The sequence below is a fragment of the Microbacterium arborescens genome (genome assembly GCF_030369635.1).
In the GTDB taxonomy this organism is placed as follows: domain Bacteria; phylum Actinomycetota; class Actinomycetes; order Actinomycetales; family Microbacteriaceae; genus Microbacterium.
Genome location: NZ_CP128474.1, coordinates 2,706,194 through 2,727,266 on the forward strand (window position 1 = coordinate 2,706,194; position 21,073 = coordinate 2,727,266).

A 21,073-nucleotide genomic window follows, 5' to 3' on the forward strand; every position below is an offset into this window, starting at 1 on the left:
ATGCGGGATGACCAGCGCGACGACGTCCCCGACGGCACCGCCGAACTGCACCTCGAGCCCCTGAGGTTCATCGCCCGGACCGACGCGGTGCTGCGCCTCGGCACGCTCATGCTCGGGGCGGGGGCGTCGTCGGCGCGGGTGCGCGACACGATGGACCGCACCGCCCGCGGTCTCGGCCTCGAGCGTCTGGAGTCCCGCGTCGGCATGACCGACATCGTCATCACCGCCCAGCGTGGACAGCTCTTCCGCACGCGCGTGGCCGAGGTGCGGCATCCGGTGGTCAACTCCGAACGGATCGCCGAGGTCATGCACCTCTCTCATCGCGTCGCCGCGGGCGTGACCGCCGACGAGCTGCAGCGCGAGCTCGACCGCATCGAACGGATGCCGCCGCGCTACCCGACCGCGGTGCGGGTGCTCGCCGCCGCGGCCGCCTGCACGGCATTCGCCTTCCTGAACAACGGCGGCTGGGCGGAGTGCCTGAGCGTGGCACTGGCCGTCGCGCTCGGCCAGTACGTCCGCATCCGCGGCGCGCGACTGCAGGTCAACGAGTTCCTCCTCGTATTCCTGTCGGCTTCGGCCGCGCTCCTCGCCTTCCTCGGCGTCTCGCACCTGATCGAGCTGCTCGGCGCGCCATCGCCCCAGTACGGCGCGGCTCTGACCAGCGCCGTGCTGTACCTCGTCCCCGGTTTCCCCCTCGTCACGGGTGCGCTCGACCTGGCCCGACTCGACCTCAACGCCGGAGTGAACCGCGTCGTGTACGCATGCCTGGTCCTGCTGTCGACGGGATGCGCCGTGTGGGCCGTGGCCGCGGTGTTCCAGACGAGCGCCGTCGCCGTCGCCGCGCCGGAACTGACCGAGCCGCTGCTTTCGCTCGGACGCCTCGTCGCGGGGTTCATCGGTGTGATGGGCTTCGCCCTGCTGTTCTCGACTCCGTGGCGCATCGCGCTGGCGGCGGCGGCGATCGGCACGGTCGCCAATGTGGGCCGTCTGCTCATGATCGATCACGGCACCATGCAGCCGGTCGCGGCCGCGGCCGCCGGCGTCGCCGTCGGCTTCGGGGCCTTCGCCGTCTCACGCTTCGTGCGGGCGCCGCGCATCACGCTGACCGTTCCCGCCGTGCTGATCATGGTGCCGGGAGCATCCGCCTACCGCGCCATCGTCGGCACGATCGAGTCAGACACCCTCAGCGCGGTGCAGTACGGAGTCACCGCGGTGTTCGTCGTCGTCGCGCTGGCCGTCGGCCTGACCGTCGCCCGTGTGGTCACCGAGCGCGAATGGCAGCGCCCCTCCGCCCCGTGACCGGCGATGGGGCCGGCGGGTCGGCTGGTCGGCTGATCGGCTAGTCGGCCTCGGGAACTCGAGCACGGCTCGGCTGCACGCGCGGCGGTTCCCCGGGCATCTTGGGGAACTCCGGCGGGAATGGCAGCTCGCCCAGCCCGGCGTCGAGGTCGCGCCGCCACCATTCCAGCAGCGTGTCGATACGGCCGGGCGCGGCCTGCAGCTCGGCCCAGGGGTCGCCGATGTCAGCGAGCCGCTGCGGCACCGTACGCACCGTGAAGGCCGTCGGCTCGACGCCGGCCTCCAGCTCGTCCCAGGTGATCGGGGTGGCGACCGTCGCCGTCGGCAGAGCGCGCGCACTGTAGGCGCCGGCCATCGTGCGATCGCGATTGGCCTGGTTGAAGTCGACGAAGACCCGCTCGCCCCGTTCCTCCTTCCACCAGTTCGTCGTCACACGGTCGGGCATCCGACGCTCCAGCTCACGGGCGGCGGCGATGACCGCATGCCGGACGTCGAGGAACTCGTGCTCCGGCTCGATGGGGCAGAACACATGGAGCCCGCGGTTGCCGCTGGTCTTGAGGAACGCCGTCAGCCCGGCCTCGGCGAGAACCTCGCGCAGCGCGGGGGCGACAGCCGCGGCATCCCCGAAGTCCGTGCCCGGCTGCGGGTCGAGGTCGATCCGCAGCTCGACAGGGTCGTCCGTGTCGGCGGCGAGCGACGCCCACGGGTGGAACACGACGGTGTTCATCTGCACGGCCCAGACGACCGCGGCGGCTTCGTTGAGCACGACCTGCGGATGCCGTCGCCCGCTGTTGTATGTGCAGACGACCTGGTCGACGTAGTCGGGCGCCCCCTTCGGCGGGTTCTTCGAGAAGAACCGTTCCCCGTCGACCGTGTCGGGGAAGCGTTCGAGCGAGACGGGCCGATGACCGTTCGCGCGCAGGAACGGCTCGGCGACGGCGATCGCGTACTCGGCGTACTCGTGCTTCGTGATGCCGAGCTCGGGCCACAGCACGCGGTTGGGACTCGACAGCCCCACCTCGCGATCGCCCTCGGGGCCGGGCACGGTCAGGGTGATGCGCTCGCTCGCCATGGCCCGACCCTAGGGCGTCGGCGCGCGATGACCTACCCCCTGGACAAGTCCACACCGGCACGGCTCGGGGCGCGCAGCGCCGACGGCTGCAGCAGAGCCACGGCGTCAGGATTCCGAAGGCTCCGACGGCTCCGAGGGCTCCGAGGCCGCGGGTGCTGCCGGGGCGCCGGCAGGCTCGGGGTCGGGCTCGTCGGCGCGGGCGAGGACGGGACCGAGGTCGGCCCGGTCGACGTGGATCCAAGGGCCGCCCGGGTCGACGATGACGCCGCTGAGCGCGGGGTTGGACTGGAGCGCGCGAGCGAGCTGCGGCGCGGTGACCGGCACGGGACGGTCGCCGCGCTGCAGCACGAGGACCTCGAGCGGGTGCGAGTACACCTCGAGGCGCCGCTCACCCGAGGCGGTGCGCGACTCGGCAAGGCCGAGCTGACCGCCGTCGCCCGCAGGCCCGGCGGCCACCCACAGCGGCGCCTGCGCGAGAGCTTCGCCGACGGCGGCGGCGGTCTCGGGGCCTCGCGGTCCGGCGAGCAGGTTCTTGATCGTGAAGGCGGGGTCACCCTCTTCGAACGCCTTGGTGATGAGCTGGACGGGCAGCACGATGCGCGAGCCGGCCACGGCGTGATCGATGATGAGCCCCTCGTACGGGCCCTCGATCGCGTTGCGGAAGACGTTCGCCACGGGAAGCCCCAACGCCGAAGTGTCGCGGTCGCCGTCGGCCTCGACGCTCGCGCGCAGCGACGCGCCGCCCGTGAAGGCGAGGAGGAACCGTGCTCCGTCGATCTGCGAGACGGCGAGTGTGATCGGCTTGCCCTCGGCGGTGAGCGCCCGAGCGTCGCCGCGCACGCGGACGTACATCGTGCCCTGCATGCTCTGACGCATGACGTTCATGACGTCGACGTTGCCCGGCTTCTCCGGCAACGACGCGAGCGCCGCCTGCACCAGGGTGTTGTCGGGCATTCCCGTCACCGTCTCGGTGCGGAGAGGAGCCTCCGCGGGCGGGCGGGTGACGGTCCGCTGGGGCTGAGCCGGAGCGGCGGATGGTGCGGGCGCGCCGAACGTCGACATCGAGATGCCCACGTGGGGCACGGCCTCAGCCGGGGCCTCGTCGACGGGCTGCGCGGCGACGTCGCCGTCGGTCGCGGCGCCGACCTCATCGTCGTTCGCGGGCTGGCTCGTGGTGTCTCGCGCGGAGCGCTTGAAGATCGCCATGCCTCCGAGCCTAACCCGCGCCTTCTCGAGGCGCGGGGGGCTTGCGTTACAGCTTGACGATCGGCGCGATCTTGATGAGCAGCTTCTTCGGGCCGGCCGAATCGAAACGCACATGTGCGACGCGTTTGGCTCCCTCGCCCGTGACGGCGTCGACCCGCCCTTCGCCGAAGTCGTCGTGTTTGATGCGGTCGCCGGGCCCGAGTTCGAGGTCGCCGTTGTCGCGCACCTTCGCCGGGATGCGGTTGGCGAACTTCGCGATGTCGCTGCTCTTCTCGCGCCGGGGCAGCGGCACGAGGTCGTCGCCGTAGCGCTTGCCCGAGCCGCCGAACCCACCGCCGGAAGTGCCCGACCGCCGCCCGTTGAGCGCACGCGACTGCATGCCCCCACGCGAGTTCACGTCACCCGGCGACTGGCGCCAGTCGATCAGGTCATGCGGGATCTCCTGCAGGAACCGACTCGGCATCGCGGCCGAGACCTCGCCGAACTGTGCGCGGGTCATGGCGAGCGAGAGGTGCAGGCGTTTGCGGGCACGGGTGAGGGCGACGTAGAACAATCGCCTCTCCTCCTGCGGCCCACCGGGCTCGTTCGCCGAGATGCGGTGCGGGATCAGGTCTTCCTCCACACCGGTGACGAACACGGCGTCGTACTCGAGCCCCTTCGCCGTGTGCATCGTCATCAGCGAGACGGTTCCGGACGCGTCGTCGAGGTCGTCCGCGTCGGCGACGAGAGCGACCTCGGTGAGGAAGTCGAGGATGGTGCCCTCGGGGTTGTTCCGCGCGAACTCGCGCGTCACGGCGATCAGCTCGTCGAGGTTCTCGAGGCGCGCTTCGTCCTGCGGGTCACGGCTCGCGCGCAGCGCATCCATGTAGCCGGACTTGTTCAGCAGCACGGTCAGGCCCTCGGTCACGGCCGTCGGCGGGGCGATCTCGCCCGAGCTCGGCAGCATGATCTCGGACGCCTCGGCGAGCACGGCGTCGAGCTGCGCGATCGCGGCCTGGATCTTCGGGCCCACGCCCAGCGCCGAAGCGTTGGCGAGCGCGTCGCGGAAGGTGATCTGCTGCTCGGCGGCGTACCGGGCGATGGACGTCTCGGTGACGTCGCCGATGCCGCGCCGCGGCCGGTTCAGGATGCGGCGCACCGCGAGCTCGTCGGAGGGGTTCGCCACGGCGACGACGTATGCCAGGGCATCCTTGATCTCGGCACGGTCGTAGAACTTGGTGCCGCCCATGATCTTGTACGGGATCGCCGCGCGGATGAAGATCTCTTCGAGCGCACGCGACTGCGAGTTCGTCCGGTAGAACACCGCCATCTGCGAGTAAGGCACGGCTGAACGGTGCAGCGCCTCGATCTCGTCGGCCACGAACTGGGCCTCATCGTGCTGCGAGTAGCCGGTGAAGCCGACGATCGCGTCGCCCGCGCCGACATCCGTCCAGAGCTTCTTGTCTTTGCGGTCGAAGTTGTTCGAGATGACGGCGTTCGCGGCCGAGAGGATGTTCTGCGTCGAGCGGTAGTTCTGCTCGAGCAGCACGACCTTCGCGCCGGGATAGTCGCGCTCGAACTCGGTGATGTTGCGGATGTCGGCGCCGCGGAAGGCGTAGATCGACTGGTCGGAGTCGCCGACCACGGTCAGCGAGGCCGCCTCGACTTCGGGCGCCGACTCGGGTTCGAAGATCATCATGCCGCCCGACGAGAACGCGTCTCCGCCCTGCCCCTGGACGGGACGGGTCAGCTCGTGGATCAGCGCGTACTGGGCGTGGTTGGTGTCTTGGTACTCGTCGACGAGGATGTGCCGGAACCGCTTGCGGTAGACGTCGGCGACGTGCGGGAACGCTCGGAAAAGGTAGACCGTCTGGGCGATGAGGTCGTCGAAGTCGAAGGCGTTGGCCCGCTGGAGCGCGGACTGATAGGCGCCGAAGAGCTCGACGAACACGCGCTCTGCGGGGTCGGACATGTTTGCCTGGCGCGCATAGGAGTCGGCGTCGGCGAGCTCGTTCTTGAGCTTGGAGATGCGACTCTGCACACCCGCCGGGGTGAGCCCGAAGGCATCGGCCTCGTGCTCTTTCACGAGACGCTTGATGAGCGCGCGCGAGTCTCCCGAGTCGTAGATCGTGAAGTTCTTGGTGAACCCGAACTGCTGCGCCTCGCGGCGCAGGATCCGCACGCACGCCGAGTGGAAGGTCGAGATCCACATGCCCTGCGCGCTGTCACCGATCAGCTGCTGCACACGCTCGCGCATCTCGCCGGCGGCCTTGTTGGTGAAGGTGATCGCGAGGATCTGGCTCGGCCACGCCTCGCGGCCACGCAGGAGCGACGCGATGCGGTGCGTGAGCACGCGGGTCTTGCCCGACCCGGCGCCCGCGACGATCAGCAACGCGGGGCCGCGGTAGGTCACCGCTTCGCGCTGGGGTGGGTTCAGCCCCTCGAGGAGGTCGGCGTCGGGACGCTCGCCGGAGGAGGCGCCGGGGCGCACGGATGCGGCGGAGCCGACGATGACGGGCTTGATGGGCTCTGGCATGACCCCTCGATTCTACGTTCGGCCACCGACACCGGTCGGGTCCGCGCGATCGCCGGCCGACGCGAGGTTCAGAGCAGGCGCCGCGCGGTCGCCCAGGCGGTCAGCTCGTGCCGCGACGAGAGCTGGAGTTTGCGCAGCACGGCCGACACGTGGGTCTCGACGGTCTTGACCGAGATGAACAGCTCGGCGGCGACCTCCTTATAGGCGTATCCCCGCGCGATGAGACGCATGACCTCCTGCTCGCGCGACGACAGGCGGTCGAGCTCGTCGACCGCGGTCGCCGTCTCGCCGGCCACCGCGCCGAATGCATCGAGGACGAAGCCCGCGAGCCGGGGCGAGAAGACGGCGTCGCCGCCCGCGACCGCCACGACCGCGCGGCTCACCTCCTCACCCGAGGAACCCTTCGTGATGTAGCCGCGAGCGCCGGCGCGGATGACGCGGACGACGTCGTCTGCGGCATCCGACACGCTCAGCGCCAGGAAACGAGCCGAGGTCGGGACGGCCCGGGCGATCACCTCGGCTCCGCCGGCGCGCTCCTCGCCCGATCCGCCGGGCAGATGCACGTCGAGCAGCACGACGTCGGGTTCCGTTCGCATGACGACCTCGACGGCGGACTCGACGTCCGCAGCCTCCCCGACGACGGCGATGCCCGAAGACAGATCGGCCCGGAGCCCCGACCGGAAGATGGAGTGGTCGTCGACGATGACGACGCGCAGCGCGTCAGCCACGTGCGTCCCCCTGGCCACCGACGTGGAGGTGGACCTCGGTGCCGCCCGACGCCGCCGCCCGGACGGAAGCGGATCCGCCGGCGCGCCGCATCCGGCCGATGACCGACTCGCGGACGCCGAGCCGGTCGTCCGGGATCGCCGCCACCTCGAATCCGGGCCCGCGGTCGCGCACGTAGACGTCGACCCCGCGGGCTCCGCCTTCGATGTAGACCGAGACGTCGCCGCCGGCGTGCCGCGCGGCGTTGAGCATCGCCTCTCGAGCCGCAGCGGCGAGCTCACCGCTCGCCCGCTCGGCCGACAGCCCCGCCGAGACCACGTCGATCCGCACCGCGTAGTCGAGTTCGAGGGCGGCGGCGTAGTCGCGCAGGTCGGTCGCGAGGTCGCTGTCGGCGTGCGGCTCGCCGTCGAAGAGCCAGGCGCGCAGCTCGCGCTCCTGGGCCCGGGCGATGCGGGCGGCCTCGCTCGAGGGTCCCGCCGTGTTCTGGATGAGGGCGAGGGTCTGCAGGACCGAGTCGTGCAGATGCGCCGCCATGGCGCTCCGCTGCTCCTCGCGGATGCGGCGCACGCGCTCACCCGACAGGTCGCGCCATCGGCTGGCGAGTACGGCCCCGACGAGGGCGAGCAGCCCTGCGACGGGGAAGGCGAGTGCCGGAAGCGCCACGAGGCCATCGGAGTCGACACGCGGCAGCATCGCGAAGACCGCCACGAGCAGGATGCCGGCGGCGACCGCCCGCACGATGACGGTATGCCGGCCGCCGCGGTCGATGTCGCGACGATCGACGAGCTCGGCCCAGCACCCTGCAGTCGCGGCGAGAACGCTCGCGAACCCGACGACCGCGATAAGCACCGGCGAGAACGAACGCGACATCCAGGCGTCGCGGGCCTCGACGGCGAGAACCGCGAACAGAATCGGCAGCGCGGCGATCGCCCCCGCGGCCAGGATCCAGGCGACCGGCGCCTGTCGGGTCGGCGACGTCGTCCCGGCTCGGCGGGGCACAATGGCCCAGAGCCAGAGATACAGGAGCGGACCGGCTCCTGCGACGAGCGTCAGGACGATGAACAGCGCCCGGATGCTGCCGACGCCGACGCCGATGTGCCGCGCGAGCCCCGCGCTGACGCCCGAGACCACGCTGTCGCGAGCGCGCTGCAGCGGTGGCCGCGTGCGGGGCCCGACGACCGGTCGCGGCGGCGGCGGTCCCGGGTGGACGGCGGGGGTCGCGAGAGCGGAGGACATGGCCACATCCAATCATTCCGGCCTCGGCCGCACACCGGCGCCGGCGCAGGATCAGGGAAGCGTCAGGGCGATCCCCCATATCGGCCGCTGCCGCCGACCGCGGAGGATCGGATCATGAATTCCGCGCCGCCTCTCGCCGCCCCGCCAGGATCCGACCCCACGTCTACGACGGACGGCGGGTTCTTCCGTTGGGTCGAGGGCCTCGGCCTGGCCCGCCGGGACGGGTGGGGCGGTGGCGTGTGCGCGGGAGTGGCTGCACGGTGGGGCATCGACCCCGTCATCGTGCGCGGCATCGCCGTCGTCGCCACCATCATCGGCCTCCCCGCGGTCGTCGCCTACGCCCTGGCGTGGGCCGTCCTGCCCGACGCTTCGGGACGGACGCACGCCGCCGATCTGGAACGCGGCCGGTTCACCTACACGCAAGGCGCGATCCTCGCCGTCGCGATCGTCGGCGCCGTTCAGATCCTCGGTCTGCTGATCACGCTCGCCGGCCTCGCGACGAGTTCGAGCGCGGGGGCGGTCACGGCCGTCCTCGTGGCACTCGCCCTCATGGGCGGGGCCGTTCTCGCAGCCGCCGTGATCGCGCTGCTGGTCCGAGCAGCGCGTCGAACCCCGGGCACCGACGAGGACGAGTTGCGTCGGGCTTCCGCAGCGTCCGAAACGGTCCCGGCCGCATCCGCCGACGGCTCTGTCGCGGATGCCGGCGCGGGCGGAACGGAAGGTGACGCCGTCGCCCCCGTGCCGCCCGTGCCCCTGAGCAACGACGCCGGCCCCGCCGACCTGGCTGCGTGGCGCGCGCAGCACGCGGCCTGGAAGGAGCGCGATCGCGCCTGGCGGCGGGAGCAGGATGACGCTGATCGCGCGGCTCGCGCCGCCGCACGGGAAGAGCGTCGCGCCACGGCGGCCGCGTTCGCGCGGGAGGCGGCGGAGCGCCGCCGCGCACGACGCGCTGAGCGCCCCCGCACGAGCATCGCCTTCGTCGCCGTGAGCGCCGGGGTCGCCGTCATCGCCGGCACGGTCGCCGGGCTGGCCGCTCCGGGCAGCCTGTCCGTCGCGCTCGGGCTCTTCATCGCAGCCCTCGTCACGGCCCTCGCCATGATCGTCGCGGGCGCCACCCGCCGGCGGAGCGGCTTCCTCGCCTTCACCTCGGTGTGCCTGCTGATGGGCGGCGGTAGCGCGATCGCGCTGACGGTCGTCGCCGAGCTGCACATCGGCGCCTATGCGATCTCGAACGTCTCGTCCGACGCGGCGACGGCCCCGTTCCGGCAGACCTTCGGCGACCTCCACGTCACCCTCGTCGACGCCCCGGATGCGCACTCGGTGAGCATCGAGAAGGGAGCGGGGACGACCCTGGTGACCGTCGATCCGGGCGTCGAGGTCGTGCTGCGCGCTTCTGTCGGCGACGACGCGTCGTTCGTGCTCTCGCACGACGACGAATGGACCCTGCTCGCCGACGGCCCCGACGCGAGATCCGACGGTCCGGACCGTACCGCTATCGAGACGACGATCGCCTCGATCGGCCCGACGACCACGCAGCAGGTCCTGACGGTCGACCAGGAGAGCGGTTACATCGAGATCCGTCTCCTCGGGACGAAGCGGACCCATGAGTGATCCGACCGCGGTCCGATCCGACGACACCGACGAAATGGACACCATCCAGATGGACGACACCATGATCCAGACGACCGAGGTCGAGACTCCCCCGTTCACCGCTCCCGTGGATCGGCCCCGGGTCCGCTGGGCCGGGATCGTGTGGGGGGTCGCGTTCGCGGCGGCCGCGGCAGGCGGCGTCGTCCTCACGCGCTCGCCCGAGGCCTACGGCACGCTCGTCGGGTGGGTTGCCGCGCCCTCGATTCCGGCACTGGTCGCTGCTGCCCTGCTGACGGTAGGAGCGTTGATCCTCATCGCCGGGGTCGTCGGGTTGCTGCGCCGCGGTCAGCGGCTTCTGTCAGCCCGACGCGCGGCATCCGCGGGGGCGCCGGCACCCGCAGACTCCTCCGAGCGTCATACCGCGTAGCACGACGACTCCCGCCTTCACAGCGCTGGCCGTCGCCGACGGTCCGACGTAGCGTGATGGCATCGCGGCGATCCGGGTGGTCCCGGGCATCGGCTCATAACCGATCGCGTTGCGGGTTCGACTCCCGCCGTCGCGTCCATTCGAGTTCACTCCCCGGCAAGACCGTCGAGCGCGTTGAGCCGCCGGAGGGCGTCTCGCGCTCGGCCGAGACGCTCGTCCTCGGGCTCGTCCCACCAGTAGGGACCGCGCTCCCCCAGGCCGTGCTTGGCGAGCCCGACGCGTTCGCGTGCCGCCGCCACGGCGTCGTCGTCTCCGCGACGCTTGGCCGCTCCGACCGCCGACCTGCCCCGTCCGAGGTGCGATTTCAGCGCCGCGACGATGTCGTCGGGCAACGACGGGTCGGTGCGCCGCCAGCGTCGCCCGTCGATGACGAGCCAGCGTTCGGAATCGACATCGGCCACGGACTCAGTATGAGCCGTGGCCGATGTCGAAGATGCTGCGCGTCAGGCGCGGCGGAGCTCGGCGCGCATGGGGCAGTCGAACGGGTCGCGTGCCGCGAGCCCGACGCGGTTGAGGTAATCGATGACGATCGCGTACGACCGCCACAGGGTCGTCTCGGTGTACGGCACGTTCAGGGCGTCGCACTGGTCCTTGACGATCTCGCGGGCACGGGCGAGGGCGGGACGCGGCATGTTCGGGAAGAGGTGGTGCTCGATCTGGTAGTTGAGGCCGCCCATCAGCCACGTCGCCCACCAGCCGCCGCCGATGTTGCGCGAGGTGCGCACCTGCTTGCTGAAGAAGTCGAGCTTCGCGTCGGGCGCGATGATCGCCATGCCCTTGTGGTTCGGGGCGAACGAGGCACCCATGTACAACCCGAAGACCGCAACCTGGACGCCGAAGAAGGCGAATGCCATGCCGACCGGCAGGAAGATGAAGATCGGGGCGACGAAGATCGCGAAGCGCGCGAGGATCAACGTGATCTCGAGCGCACGCTTCTTCACCGGGCCGCGGCTGAACAGGTGGCGTACCGACAGGGCGTGCAGATTCAGGCCTTCGAGAAGCAGCAGCGGGAAGAAGAACCAGCCCTGGCGCTGGGTGATGAACCGGCGGACGCCGCGAGCCGTGGCGGCATCCTCCTCGATGAACGAGATCGTGTCGATCTCGATATCGGGGTCCTTGCCCACCTTGTTGGGATTCGAGTGATGCCGAGCGTGCTTCGACGTCCACCACGACAGGCTCATGCCGACCACGCCGACAGCGAGGATGCGGGCCAGACGGTCATTCGCAGGCCCGGAGGCGAGCACCTGACGGTGATCGGCCTCGTGCGCCAGGAAGGCCACCTGTGTGAAGACGATGCCGAGCGCTGCGGCGATGAGCAGCTGGAACCAGCTGTCGCCGAGCAGGACGAAGCCGGTCACGCAGCCGCCGATGGCGAGGACGAGGGCGAGGCCCACCATCCCGTAGAACCACGGGGTGCGGCGGAGAAGGCCCGATTCGCGGACGACGCGGGAGACATCGGTGAAGGCCTTGGCCATCGGCGGGAAGTCGGCGGTTCCGGCGTAGGTGGTGCGGATGGGGCCGAGACGCGACTCGACGACGGTTGAAGCGATGAGAGCACCTGCTGACTCGTTCGTGACCGGGGAAGGTCGGGGAGCGGAAGGCGGATGCCGACGGCTTCAGGCCCACACTACGGAGCGCTGGATCGCCGCAGCGGTATATGCCCGGCTCTCACGGACGATGCACGGCAGCCGTTCAGGCGCGAAGTGCCCGCCCGGTTATTCGGACACGTCCGGGAATGCATGCCCGCGGGACGAGTCGGGCGGCTCCGGCACGACGTACAGGCCGGTCGGCGAGTTGGCGGTGTAGGTCAGCGCCTCGAGCCAGGTGCGGTTCAGCGCCGGCGTGCGCGAGCCGTAGTACTTGAAGACGAGCCCGCATCCCGGATGGAGCCACACGGTGGTACGGCCGTCTCCGATGCTCACGTCGTCCTTCCAGGTGAGGGTGAAGGCTTCGCCACGACGGAGCTTCGTGGTGATCACCGTCTGGAGGTGCGCGAGCGTCCGGTCCTCGAAATCGGCTCGGATCTGATTCTCGTAGATGAAACGGCCCATCACCTGTCCTTCCGGTCCGGCCCGACCCTAACGCCCGCAACGCACGACCGGCATCCCCTTGCGCCCGACGAAGGGGTCGGTAGTCTCGCCTGACGCGGCGCGCTCAGCGCCGGTGGAGCGAGAGGCGGATGCCGTGTCCAAGAGAGTCGATGTGTTCTACGGCGGTCGCCCCTACAGCATCGGCGGACGCGACATCGACGACATCCGCGCCGAGATCGCCGCCGCGCTCGCGATCGGCCACGGATGGCTCACCGTCAACGACGGTGAAGGCGTCGCGCAGACGACGGATCTGCTCATCACTCCCGGTGTCGACGTCACCCTCGCCGACATCCCCGGCGACTGAGGCTTTGCGCATCCGGCCGCGAAAGTCAACCCCCTCCCCCTTCCTGAGAACTGCCTCAAACCTGCGGAAGCACAGCGCGGCTGTGCGCGTCGCGGATCGAGCGCGCGCGGATCGGATTCTTCCGCGATCCCCGCCGACTCGATCGCGGAAGCTGTTGATCGCGCCATCGGCGCGCGAGGAGGAATATTGGGCAGGTTTGTTTACGACGGCAACAATCGCGTCGACATCGAGGACCGCACGCTCGCACACCTTCAGATGACCATCGGGGCCAAGCTCCGACGAGGCGAGGCGTTCTTCTTCACTTGGAAGGACGATGTCAGCGTCGGCAAGGGCCGAACGACCGTCTGGATGCACTCTGCGGCATCCCTCGTCTTCACCTTCCACGGCAGTCGCACCCCGGCGATCAACCGCGCCTGGCTCGAGGCGCTGATGTACACGGCCAACTCGCCCACCGGGCTCTACGTCGTTCCCGAGCCGGCGGAGTCCGCGACCGACAAGCTCGGTGTTGAGTAGTCAGCCCGTTCGACGGGGGTTGCAGACCGACGACCCCGGTCGGGCACAGGAATCGATCAGCTCGCTCTACGAGTCCTCGGTCTCTCTCGCGGTCGACGGTTCCACGCCGTTCCGATACGAGATGGCAGCTCTCGCTCACCCCGAAGCGGCGGCCGCCGCGATCCGTTTCACCGGCACCATGCGTTCGGCCACGCACGCGTTTCCCCGCATCATCGTCGCGCACGCGGCCCAGGGCAGCCATCGCTGGCACGTGGGCGGAGAGTCCGGCGACGGACGCACGCCCTTCGTCGTGCCGCCCGAGACGGAGTTCACGGCCGAATTCCGGCAGCTGCACCTGCGCACCTTCAGCATCACCGTCGAGACTCTCGACCATGTGCTGCGCGCACTGATCGGGGACGACCCGCGCAACCTGCAGTTCGCCGGGCTGAACCGCCGGGCCGAGAACCCGCGGCTCGTCGCCGAGACGCTCCGCTTCCTCGAGGCGACCATCCTGGCCGACGAGAAGGTCGCGGCGTCGCCGCTCATGCGGACTCAACTCATCCACCAGGCGGTCGCGTCGCTCGTGACGGCATTCCCGCTCATCGACCCGGACGAGGGGGAACGTCGCCGCCCGACGGCGCGCGCCGTCCGCCGGGCCGTGGCCTTCATGGAGGAGAACGTCGGCAACCCCATCAGCATCAGCGACATCGCGGTCGCTTCGGGAACATCGGTCCGAGCGCTCCAGAGCGCGTTCCACAAGGCCTTCGAGATCCCGCCGAGCACCTATCTGCGCCGCCTGCGCATCGAGGGAGCTCATCGCGAGCTGCGCGCTGCGCCTCCCGGCTCGACGACGGTCCGGGATGTCGCGCTGCGCTGGGGCTTCGCTCACACGGGTCGTTTCGCCCAGCTCTACGCCGCGATGTACGGCGAGCACCCGTCGCACACGCTGCGCCGCTGAGCCGCCTCCCTCAGGCGGCCGATGCGGCCGCGGCGTCGGGGAGCAGGATCCATACGCGGGCGCCGCCCAGCGGCGAGTCGTCGAGACCGATTCGCCCGCCGTGCGCCTGGATCACGCGTCGGCAGGTCGACAGGCCGATCCCGAGTCCGTCGACGTCGGAGTCGCCCCGCTCCATCAGCGCGAACACGCGCTCTCGGTCCTCCGGCGGCACGCCGGGGCCGTTGTCGTCGACGGTGATGCGCCACCCGCCGGGCACGGCGTGCGCCTCAACCCGCACCCGGGGCGCGAGCTCGGCCGCGGCGGTGAACTTCAGGGCGTTGGCGACGACGTTCTGAAGCACCGCACGCAGGAGGGTGGGATCCCCGACCGGCTGCACGTCGATGTCCTGGCTGACATCGGCGCCCGAGGCGGAGATCTGCGCATCGAGGTCCTCGACGACGGCGTGCATCACGGCATCCAGATCGACCCGCTTCCGCTGCGGGCTCGCGCCGCCGACGCGGGCGTAGGAGAGGATGTCCGAGATCATGGCGTTCATACGGTCGGCCGCCGACTCCGCACGGGCGAGCACCCGCGCCGCTTCGGGAGCGTTGTCCATGTCGGGGCTGTCGATCGCGAGCTCGAGGAAGCCGGTGAGCGCCGTGAGCGGATTGCGGAGGTCGTGACTGATCTGCCCCGCGAAGCGTGAGAGCTGATCGTTGGACTCGCTGAGCTCACGACTGATCCGGCGCAGTTCGAGCAGGTCCACCACCTGGTGCGCGAGCAGGTCGAGCGCATCACGCGAGGACTCGTCGAGATCGCCGACGGAGTCGTTGAAGACGCACAGCGTGCCGATCGCGACACCCGCCGGGGTGATGAGGGGGCTCGACGCGTAGAACCGCACGTGGGCGACCTCGCCGGTGACGAACGGGTTCGCGGAGAAGCGGTCGTCGAGGCGGGCGTCGGGAACGACGACCCGTCCGGGGCGTGCGATGACCGCGGCGCACATCGAGTCTTCGCGCGAGCAGACGGCCGGCTCGAAGCCGACGGCGGCGATCTGGTGCTGCGACCGGTCGTCGATGATGTTGATGACGGCCGTGTCGACGCCGCACACCGTGGCGGCGAGGCGGACGATCCCCTGCAGGTCGGGCGCGGGGGCCTCGCCGATGACGTGGTAGGCGTCGATCGCCTCGCGGCGGCTGATGTCGAGTTCGGTGACCATGGCTCTCTTACGCTATCCGCGTTCCCGGCGGGAGGGCTCGGGCCGGCGTCCTCGTCCGCGACCAGGCTCCCGCCACCAGCAGGCCGGCCACGACGATCTGGCCGCCGAGTCCGACGAACCAGCTCGGCACGGTCCGATCGCGGATCTCGGCGGGTGTCTCCACGCCATCGCGCATGGTCGGTCGGCATTCGTCGTACACCGTCGCGAGGTCGGGCGGGATCTGCGCCTGGCGGACTCCCGACGCGATCTGTCCGAACAGGTCGACGGGCTGGCCGTATCCGTTGTACTCGGCGGGCGTCGCGTCAGCGAGGATGACGAAGGGATTGGCCGCGAGCACCCACCAGACGCGGTCGAACCGCGGCACGGTGTACGTCGAGTCCTGCGGGGCGTCGCACACCATGCGGGCCGGATCGTTCCAGCAGTCGTCCGCGCCGTCGACGCACTGCGGCGAGCCGTCGGCGTTGTACATCGCCGGGCGGTAGGTCGTGGTCGCCTCACTCGAGAACGCGGTCGCGCCCAGGCCGAAGGCGATGAGCGTCCCGAAGACGAGGGCGGAGACGACGAGGTAGGTCGCCGCCACCGAGAAGAGGGGGCGGGCGATCAGGCCGCTGAGCCCGACCCCGATCGCGGCGATGATGCCGATCTCGACGATGAGGACCGCCAGCGACACCACGACCACGACGGGGTCCACTCCCCCGGCCAGCGTCGCGACGACGAGGAAGGGTGCCGCGACGGCGGCGAAGGCGAGCCCGGTGATCCAGGCGGCGAGCACCTTGCCCAGCAGGATCTCGGACGTGCGCGCGAGGGTCACCTGGACGGGTGCGAGGGTCGCGGCATCCCGGTCGCCGTTGATGGAGTTGCCGCTCAGCGTCGGTGAGACCAGCACGACGAGCAACAGCGTGATGATGACGATCGTCGAGTAGATCCCCGCGCCGCGTTGGTCGGCCTGAGAGACGATGCCGCCGAACGCGAGGAACGCGAGCGCCGTCACACCGATGAGCAGGACGGCGAAGATACCGAGCAGCACGTACCACGAGACGGTGCGCACGCGCTGGAGCAGCTCGAGGCGGGCGACGGTCCACAGCCGCGCGATGCTCATGACGCCTCCTTCCGCTCGGAGCCGAGATCGAGGAAGGTGTGCTCGAGCATCCCGGTGGCGGCCGAGAACTCCGCGACGGCGACGCCGGCGTCGATCAGCACGCGCAGGCCGGCCGCCGCCTCCGCCTCCGACGCGAACGGGATGAGCACATCGCGGCGATCGATCGGCACCCGCGCGACATCGAGCCCGAGTGCCGTCGCTATCGGGAGCACAGCGGCCTGCGCCTCGAGGTCGGCGACGCGCACCCGCCACGTCCGGGTGCGACCCGCGGCCGCCGCGACGCGGTCGGGGCTGACGGTCGCGCCGTCGAGGAGGAACACCGCGTCATCGACGACCTCCTCGAGCTCGGACAGGATGTGGCTGGAGATGAGCACGGTCTTCCCCGCCGCCGCGAAGCCGCGCAGGAGTCCGCGCAGGTCGACGCGCGCCTGCGGATCGAGCCCGGAAGCCGGTTCGTCGAGGAGGAGCACGGAAGGGTCGTGCACGAGAGCGCGCGCGAGTCCCAGCCGTTGCTTCTGCCCCCGTGAGAGCACACGGGCCTGCGATCCGGCAAGACCGGTCAACCCGACCTGATCGAGCAGTTCACCCGCACGGCGGGCCGCCGCGGGCTTGTCGAGGTCGTACAGCCGAGCGGTCATCTCCAGGGTCTCCCGCACCGTGAGCGACCCCCATGCGCCGAGTGCGTCGGGCATCCAGCCCAACCGTGCGCGCGCCTGCGCCGGATCGGCGACCGGGTCGATGCCTGCGATGCGGATGCTGCCGGCATCGGGCTGCAGCAGCGACGCGAGCATCAGCAGCAGCGTCGTCTTGCCGGCGCCGTTGGGGCCGACCAGTCCGGTCACGGCACCGGCTCGGGCATCGAGATCCACGCCACGCACGGCGTCGACCCGCCCGAACGATCGACGAACGTCGCGGACGGTGATCCCGGCGGTGAGCATGTCCGACACCCTAGGGGACGGCGGTGCCCGGATCGAGCGATGATCCGGCGGCGGGCGCGTCGTCTCGGGGCAGGCGGACGACCGCGGTGGTTCCGCGCACGGTTCCGGGAAGCAGTCGGACATCACCGCCGTAGGCCCGCGCCAGACCCCTCGCGAGCGAGAGCCCGAGGCCGAGCCCCTGGTCCGCGCTTCGACGAGAACGCGCGGTGCGGTAGAAGCGCTCGAACGCCTGCCGTCGCTCGGCGGGAGTCATCCCCGGGCCTGCATCGGATACGGCGATCACGATGTCGTCGGGACGGTTCGTGATCGCCACCGTCACCTCGCCACCGCGGGGCGACACCTGCCGGGCGTTGTGCAGCAGCTCCGCGACGATCGATTGGAGGTCGCGGTCCGCGATGCGCGCCCGGGCCTCGGTTCCCGTCACGGTGACCCGGACCTCGGGAACACCGTCGGCCGTTTCGGACACGGCCCGGTCGACGACCACGCGCACGTCGCTCGACGGCACCCCGGGCGACACATCCGCGCGGCCCGTCGCGAGCATGAGCTCGACCGTCCGCTCCAGCCTCTCGGCGGCGCGGTGGACGGTCTCCCACCGGTCGCGATGCTCGGGCATGGCCCCGGCGACGGCGAGTTCGGCGTTGCCGAGGATGACCGTGAGCGGAGTGCGCAGCTCGTGGCCGACCGTGTCGAGGAAGCGGTCGCGTACGGCGACAGCCTCGATCAGCTCGGTCACATCCTGAGCGACCACGAGGACCCCGATGGTCTCGCCGTCGAGAGCGATGGGGCGGGCGACGAAACGCAGGGCCACCTGGGCGCCGGGCTCGCCGACCCACACCCGACGCGCGTCGGCGAGCTCGCCCGAGACGATGATGTCGCGCAGGTACGGTCCCCACGCGATCGGTGTGACCCGGTCCTCCTCGTAGACGGCGCCGCGCCCGTCCTGGTCGAGCGAGATCTCGATCCCGGCGCGGCGCGCCAGCGCGCGTGCGGGGGCGTTCGCCACCAGCACCGCGCCGTCGTCGCCGAAGAGGACGATGGCGTCCGGGCTCGTGTCGAGCAGCTGACGCAGGGTCGCGTCGGCTCGACCCGACGACTCGAGCGCCTCGGCCAGTCGATGCGTGGTGCTGCGGACGGTCGTGCGCTGACGGCGGAGGTCGATGGCGACGAAACGGGTACCGATCGCGAACAGGCCGAGCATCGCCGGCAGCGTCACGAGCGACACCCATTCGCCGAGCCCCGCGGGGACGGCGGGGTCCGCTGCGAGAGGCAGGAGCCCCGCGACCACCACGCCGAGCGCCGCGACGACCGGCGGGAACGCGAACGCGAGCCAGGCGATGGCGAAGATCACGAGCATCCCGGCGACCGGCAGCAGATCGATCGCGCTGCTGCGTATGGGGGCGCAGGCGAGGATCGAGGCGAGCGGCACGATGCAGACCCAGACGGTTCCGCGGGTCGGTTTGTAATGCCAGACGAACCCCATGGCGATGCAGGCGGCGAGGATGACGCCCGCGCCGATGACATAGGCGACGGTGATGCGCGTGGGTTCGACGATCGCGACGGTCGTGGAGATCATCGCGGTCGACACCGCCATCAGGTACTGGGCGTACGGCTGGATCCGGGGTCTGCTGAGCATCGGGCCTCATCCGCGGGCATCCGCTCGCCCGACGACGATCACCCTCCCGACCCGGCGCGTCCGATGTCAAGTCCGTGACAAGCGCCGGCGTCAGTTCCTGAAGGCGTCGACACCGAGATCGGGGTGGTCGACGAAGACACCGTCGACGCCGGATGCCGCGAGTTCGGCCCACTCGGCGCGGTAGTCACCCCACGCGGATCGCCCGCCGCGGCGTCGATGCCGACGGGCGAGGAAGGCATTCTCAGGCCGCGCGGTCCAGGTGAAGACGACCAGATCGCGCTCGTGCGCTGCGTCCACGAGAACACGCCCGCCGTCCGCACCCTGAGCGGGGTCGAGGATCATCCGCTTGTCGAGGCTCACGCCGGCGACGCGGCCGCGCAGCGCATCGAGCCCCGCGGGCGATGCCCACGCTCGATAGCCGCGGGCATGCTCGCCCTCGGCGGCGACGAGGTCGTACGGGGTCCCGTCGGCCTCGAGGAGGAAGATCCGCGTTCCGGCGACTCCGGCGTCGGCGAGCCGGTCGAGGATCGTCAGTTCGAACGACTCGATCCACAGCGGCAGACCTGCGAGATCGGCGCGGACCGCCTCGATCTCGGCGCCGACGAGGCCGGCGACGTCGAAGCCCGCGCTCTCGAAGAAGGTCGCGTGCTTGATCTCGACCACGATGCCCGGTCGGCGCCCGGACTGCTCCGCGAAGTCCGCGACCAGGTCGAAGAGGTCTCGCAGCCGCAGCATCGGCTCCGCGCCGTCACGCCGGGCGCTGTCGGGCCGCAGCTGCGGGAGTCGCTCGCGACACCGGAGCCGCGACAGCTCGTCCCACGTGAAGTCCTCGGTGAACCAACCGATGACCGCGGCGCCGTCGACGGTCTTCGTCGTACGCCGCGCCGCGAACTCGGCGTGGTCGGCGACGTCGGTGGTCGTGCCGATCTCGTTCTCGTGGCGGATGATCGCGACGCCGTCCCGGCTGAAGACGACGTCGGGCTCGACGGCGTCGACGCCGTTCTCGAGCGCCAGCAGATACGACGAGCGGGTGTGCTCGGGGAGGTACCCGGGCGCACCGCGGTGTCCGATCACGAGGGGGCGAGGCACCGTCTCAGGCTAGGGCCGGCCCGCGGTGTTTCGCTGAGGGCGATCGGCTTCATGGCCTGCTCACAGCGGGGAACGCGCACCGCGGGAACCGGTTCCCCTAGGCTGGGTGGACACGGCATCCAGCTGTGTCGACCCTCGACTTGGAGTGTGAGAGCAGTGGCCCTCAATAACCCCGCATTCGACAATCCCGCGTTCAAGGAGCAGCGGCCGGGTCTGACGCCGCCCGCCGCTCCCGGCATGCAGACCGCCTCGGCGCAGCACGCCGGTGTGGACGTCGCCGCACAGGCGCAGCTCGAAGGCATGTACGCCTCGCCGGCCGCCGGTGCCCGCGAGACCGACCGCATGACGGTCGAAGACACCGTCGTCAAGACGCTCGGCCTCTTCGCCATCCTCCTCGTGACGGCAGCCGTCGGCTGGGTGTGGACGCTGTCCACCGTCGACCGCACGAGCCTGAACCCCAGCCCGACGCTCCTCCCGTGGATCATCGGCGCGCTCGGCGGCTTCGTCCTGGCGATGGTCATCACCTTCACGTCGCGTAAGAAGGTCCGCCCCGGCCTGATCTTCGCGTACGCGGCCTTCGAGGGGCTTTTCGTCGGCGGCATCTCCGCCTACCTCGAGTTCATCTTCCCGGGCATCGTGATGCAGGCGACTCTCGCGACGCTGGCCGTCGTCGGCGTCACCCTCGCGCTGTTCGCGAGCGGCAAGGTCCGGGCCTCGGCCAAGGCGACCAAGATCTTCATGATCGCGATGCTCGGCTACCTCGTCTTCTCGCTGCTGAACGTCGGCCTGATGCTCTTCGGCGTCATCCCGGGCGGCATGATGTTCGGTCTGCACAGCATGAAGATCGCCGGCATCCCGCTCGGGCTGATCATCGGCGTGCTCGTCGTCATCATGGCGGCGTACTCGCTCGTGCTCGACTTCGACAACATCCAGCAGGGCGTCCGCAACGGCGCACCGCGCAAATTCGGATGGGTCGGCGCGTTCGGCATCATGGTCACGGTCGTCTGGCTGTACGTCGAGATCCTGCGGATCATCGCGATCCTGCGCGGAAACAACTGACGCGACCCCGCGATCCTCGAAGGCCCGTCCGGTTCGCCGGGCGGGTCTTCGCCATGCACCCGCACAGTATGGTTCGACGGGA

20 protein-coding genes and 1 tRNA gene are annotated in these 21,073 nt (G+C 70.6%); 8 read left to right on the plus strand and 13 right to left on the minus strand.

The genetic code is table 11. The features are described from left to right. Positions 1 to 1,299 (plus strand): threonine/serine exporter family protein, encoded by a 1,299-nt coding sequence (locus QUC20_RS12810; protein WP_120264575.1) that lies wholly within the window; start codon positions 1 to 3, stop codon positions 1,297 to 1,299. 40 nt (positions 1,300 to 1,339) lie between these two features. Here the strand turns inward: QUC20_RS12810 and ligD are convergent, their stop codons facing one another. The 5 genes from ligD to QUC20_RS12835 form a co-directional block, all read right to left on the minus strand. Further along, entirely contained in the window at positions 1,340 to 2,371 is a 1,032-nt protein-coding gene (gene ligD / locus QUC20_RS12815) for a non-homologous end-joining DNA ligase (protein ID WP_289330127.1), read from the minus strand. A 105-nt stretch (positions 2,372 to 2,476) separates the two neighbouring features. After that, entirely contained in the window at positions 2,477 to 3,577 is a 1,101-nt protein-coding gene (locus QUC20_RS12820; protein WP_120264573.1) for an SseB family protein, read from the minus strand. Positions 3,578 to 3,623: 46 nt separating this feature from the next. Next, a complete protein-coding gene (locus tag QUC20_RS12825; protein WP_289330128.1) occupies positions 3,624 to 6,092 on the minus strand; it encodes an ATP-dependent helicase in 2,469 nt (822 codons plus the stop codon). Between the two features lie 68 nt (positions 6,093 to 6,160). Further along, on the minus strand, positions 6,161 to 6,820 hold the full coding sequence (locus tag QUC20_RS12830; protein ID WP_289330129.1) for a LuxR C-terminal-related transcriptional regulator: 660 nt from the start codon (positions 6,818 to 6,820) through the stop codon (positions 6,161 to 6,163). After that, the gene (locus tag QUC20_RS12835; protein WP_289330130.1) at positions 6,813 to 8,054 is read right to left on the minus strand and encodes an ATP-binding protein; all 1,242 of its coding nucleotides are present in this window, start codon (positions 8,052 to 8,054) and stop codon (positions 6,813 to 6,815) included. The genes QUC20_RS12830 and QUC20_RS12835 overlap by 8 nt, the downstream gene beginning before the upstream one ends. 114 nt (positions 8,055 to 8,168) lie before the next feature. On the opposite strand from QUC20_RS12835, the gene QUC20_RS12840 reads away from it, so the two are divergent. The 3 genes from QUC20_RS12840 (at position 8,169) to QUC20_RS12850 (ending at position 10,210) form a co-directional block, all read left to right on the plus strand. After that, positions 8,169 to 9,665: a PspC domain-containing protein gene (locus QUC20_RS12840; protein ID WP_289330131.1), complete on the plus strand. Its 1,497-nt coding sequence runs from the start codon at positions 8,169 to 8,171 to the stop codon at positions 9,663 to 9,665. Continuing rightward, positions 9,658 to 10,071, plus strand: a complete 414-nt coding sequence (locus tag QUC20_RS12845) for a hypothetical protein (RefSeq protein WP_289330132.1) — start codon at positions 9,658 to 9,660, stop codon at positions 10,069 to 10,071. The genes QUC20_RS12840 and QUC20_RS12845 overlap by 8 nt, the downstream gene beginning before the upstream one ends. 63 nt (positions 10,072 to 10,134) lie before the next feature. After that, a tRNA-Met gene (locus QUC20_RS12850) sits at positions 10,135 to 10,210 on the plus strand. Positions 10,211 to 10,217: 7 nt separating this feature from the next. On the opposite strand, the gene QUC20_RS12855 is transcribed toward QUC20_RS12850, so the two are convergent. From QUC20_RS12855 to QUC20_RS12865, 3 genes are all read right to left on the minus strand, one after another. Next, positions 10,218 to 10,532 (minus strand): biopolymer transporter Tol, encoded by a 315-nt coding sequence (locus QUC20_RS12855; protein WP_120264557.1) that lies wholly within the window; start codon positions 10,530 to 10,532, stop codon positions 10,218 to 10,220. 42 nt (positions 10,533 to 10,574) lie between these two features. After that, entirely contained in the window at positions 10,575 to 11,606 is a 1,032-nt protein-coding gene (locus tag QUC20_RS12860) for a fatty acid desaturase family protein (protein WP_120264556.1), read from the minus strand. A gap of 240 nt (positions 11,607 to 11,846) precedes the next feature. Then, positions 11,847 to 12,182, minus strand: a complete 336-nt coding sequence (locus tag QUC20_RS12865; protein WP_289330133.1) for a DUF7882 family protein — start codon at positions 12,180 to 12,182, stop codon at positions 11,847 to 11,849. Positions 12,183 to 12,315: 133 nt separating this feature from the next. Here QUC20_RS12865 and QUC20_RS12870 point away from each other — a divergent pair, with 133 nt between their 5' ends. The 3 genes from QUC20_RS12870 (at position 12,316) to QUC20_RS12880 (ending at position 13,975) form a co-directional block, all read left to right on the plus strand. Next, positions 12,316 to 12,525, plus strand: a complete 210-nt coding sequence (locus QUC20_RS12870; RefSeq protein ID WP_120264554.1) for a hypothetical protein — start codon at positions 12,316 to 12,318, stop codon at positions 12,523 to 12,525. Positions 12,526 to 12,711: 186 nt separating this feature from the next. Further along, complete coding sequence (locus QUC20_RS12875) at positions 12,712 to 13,038, plus strand: DUF7882 family protein (protein ID WP_289330134.1); 327 nt, start codon at positions 12,712 to 12,714, stop codon at positions 13,036 to 13,038. Next, entirely contained in the window at positions 13,031 to 13,975 is a 945-nt protein-coding gene (locus tag QUC20_RS12880) for a helix-turn-helix transcriptional regulator (RefSeq protein ID WP_289330135.1), read from the plus strand. Before QUC20_RS12875 ends, QUC20_RS12880 begins: the two co-directional genes overlap by 8 nt. A 10-nt stretch (positions 13,976 to 13,985) precedes the next feature. Here QUC20_RS12880 and QUC20_RS12885 read toward each other — a convergent pair whose 3' ends face one another. The 5 genes from QUC20_RS12885 to QUC20_RS12905 form a co-directional block, all read right to left on the minus strand. Further along, positions 13,986 to 15,173: a sensor histidine kinase gene (locus QUC20_RS12885; RefSeq protein WP_120264551.1), complete on the minus strand. Its 1,188-nt coding sequence runs from the start codon at positions 15,171 to 15,173 to the stop codon at positions 13,986 to 13,988. Positions 15,174 to 15,180: 7 nt separating this feature from the next. Next, complete coding sequence (locus QUC20_RS12890; RefSeq protein WP_289330136.1) at positions 15,181 to 16,272, minus strand: ABC transporter permease; 1,092 nt, start codon at positions 16,270 to 16,272, stop codon at positions 15,181 to 15,183. After that, entirely contained in the window at positions 16,269 to 17,210 is a 942-nt protein-coding gene (locus QUC20_RS12895; protein WP_289330137.1) for an ABC transporter ATP-binding protein, read from the minus strand. The genes QUC20_RS12890 and QUC20_RS12895 overlap by 4 nt, the downstream gene beginning before the upstream one ends. 10 nt (positions 17,211 to 17,220) lie before the next feature. After that, a complete protein-coding gene (locus QUC20_RS12900) occupies positions 17,221 to 18,843 on the minus strand; it encodes a sensor histidine kinase (protein ID WP_289330138.1) in 1,623 nt (540 codons plus the stop codon). A 90-nt stretch (positions 18,844 to 18,933) separates the two neighbouring features. Continuing rightward, complete coding sequence (locus QUC20_RS12905) at positions 18,934 to 19,932, minus strand: glycerophosphodiester phosphodiesterase family protein (protein WP_289330139.1); 999 nt, start codon at positions 19,930 to 19,932, stop codon at positions 18,934 to 18,936. 156 nt (positions 19,933 to 20,088) lie between these two features. Between QUC20_RS12905 and QUC20_RS12910 the strand changes: the two genes are divergently transcribed. After that, positions 20,089 to 20,991: a Bax inhibitor-1/YccA family protein gene (locus QUC20_RS12910; RefSeq protein ID WP_183045430.1), complete on the plus strand. Its 903-nt coding sequence runs from the start codon at positions 20,089 to 20,091 to the stop codon at positions 20,989 to 20,991. The last annotated feature ends 82 nt before the right edge of the window (positions 20,992 to 21,073 follow it).

Coding starts and splice junctions, on each gene's coding strand:
- QUC20_RS12810 (WP_120264575.1), top strand. CDS start 1: ATGCGGGATGACCAGCGCGACGACGTCCCCGACGGCACCGCCGAACTG.
- ligD (WP_289330127.1), bottom strand. CDS start 2,371: ATGGCGAGCGAGCGCATCACCCTGACCGTGCCCGGCCCCGAGGGCGAT.
- QUC20_RS12820 (WP_120264573.1), bottom strand. CDS start 3,577: ATGGCGATCTTCAAGCGCTCCGCGCGAGACACCACGAGCCAGCCCGCG.
- QUC20_RS12825 (WP_289330128.1), bottom strand. CDS start 6,092: ATGCCAGAGCCCATCAAGCCCGTCATCGTCGGCTCCGCCGCATCCGTG.
- QUC20_RS12835 (WP_289330130.1), bottom strand. CDS start 8,054: ATGTCCTCCGCTCTCGCGACCCCCGCCGTCCACCCGGGACCGCCGCCG.
- QUC20_RS12840 (WP_289330131.1), top strand. CDS start 8,169: ATGAATTCCGCGCCGCCTCTCGCCGCCCCGCCAGGATCCGACCCCACG.
- QUC20_RS12845 (WP_289330132.1), top strand. CDS start 9,658: ATGAGTGATCCGACCGCGGTCCGATCCGACGACACCGACGAAATGGAC.
- QUC20_RS12860 (WP_120264556.1), bottom strand. CDS start 11,606: ATGGCCAAGGCCTTCACCGATGTCTCCCGCGTCGTCCGCGAATCGGGC.
- QUC20_RS12865 (WP_289330133.1), bottom strand. CDS start 12,182: ATGGGCCGTTTCATCTACGAGAATCAGATCCGAGCCGATTTCGAGGAC.
- QUC20_RS12885 (WP_120264551.1), bottom strand. CDS start 15,173: ATGGTCACCGAACTCGACATCAGCCGCCGCGAGGCGATCGACGCCTAC.
- QUC20_RS12890 (WP_289330136.1), bottom strand. CDS start 16,272: ATGAGCATCGCGCGGCTGTGGACCGTCGCCCGCCTCGAGCTGCTCCAG.
- QUC20_RS12895 (WP_289330137.1), bottom strand. CDS start 17,210: ATGCTCACCGCCGGGATCACCGTCCGCGACGTTCGTCGATCGTTCGGG.
- QUC20_RS12900 (WP_289330138.1), bottom strand. CDS start 18,843: ATGCTCAGCAGACCCCGGATCCAGCCGTACGCCCAGTACCTGATGGCG.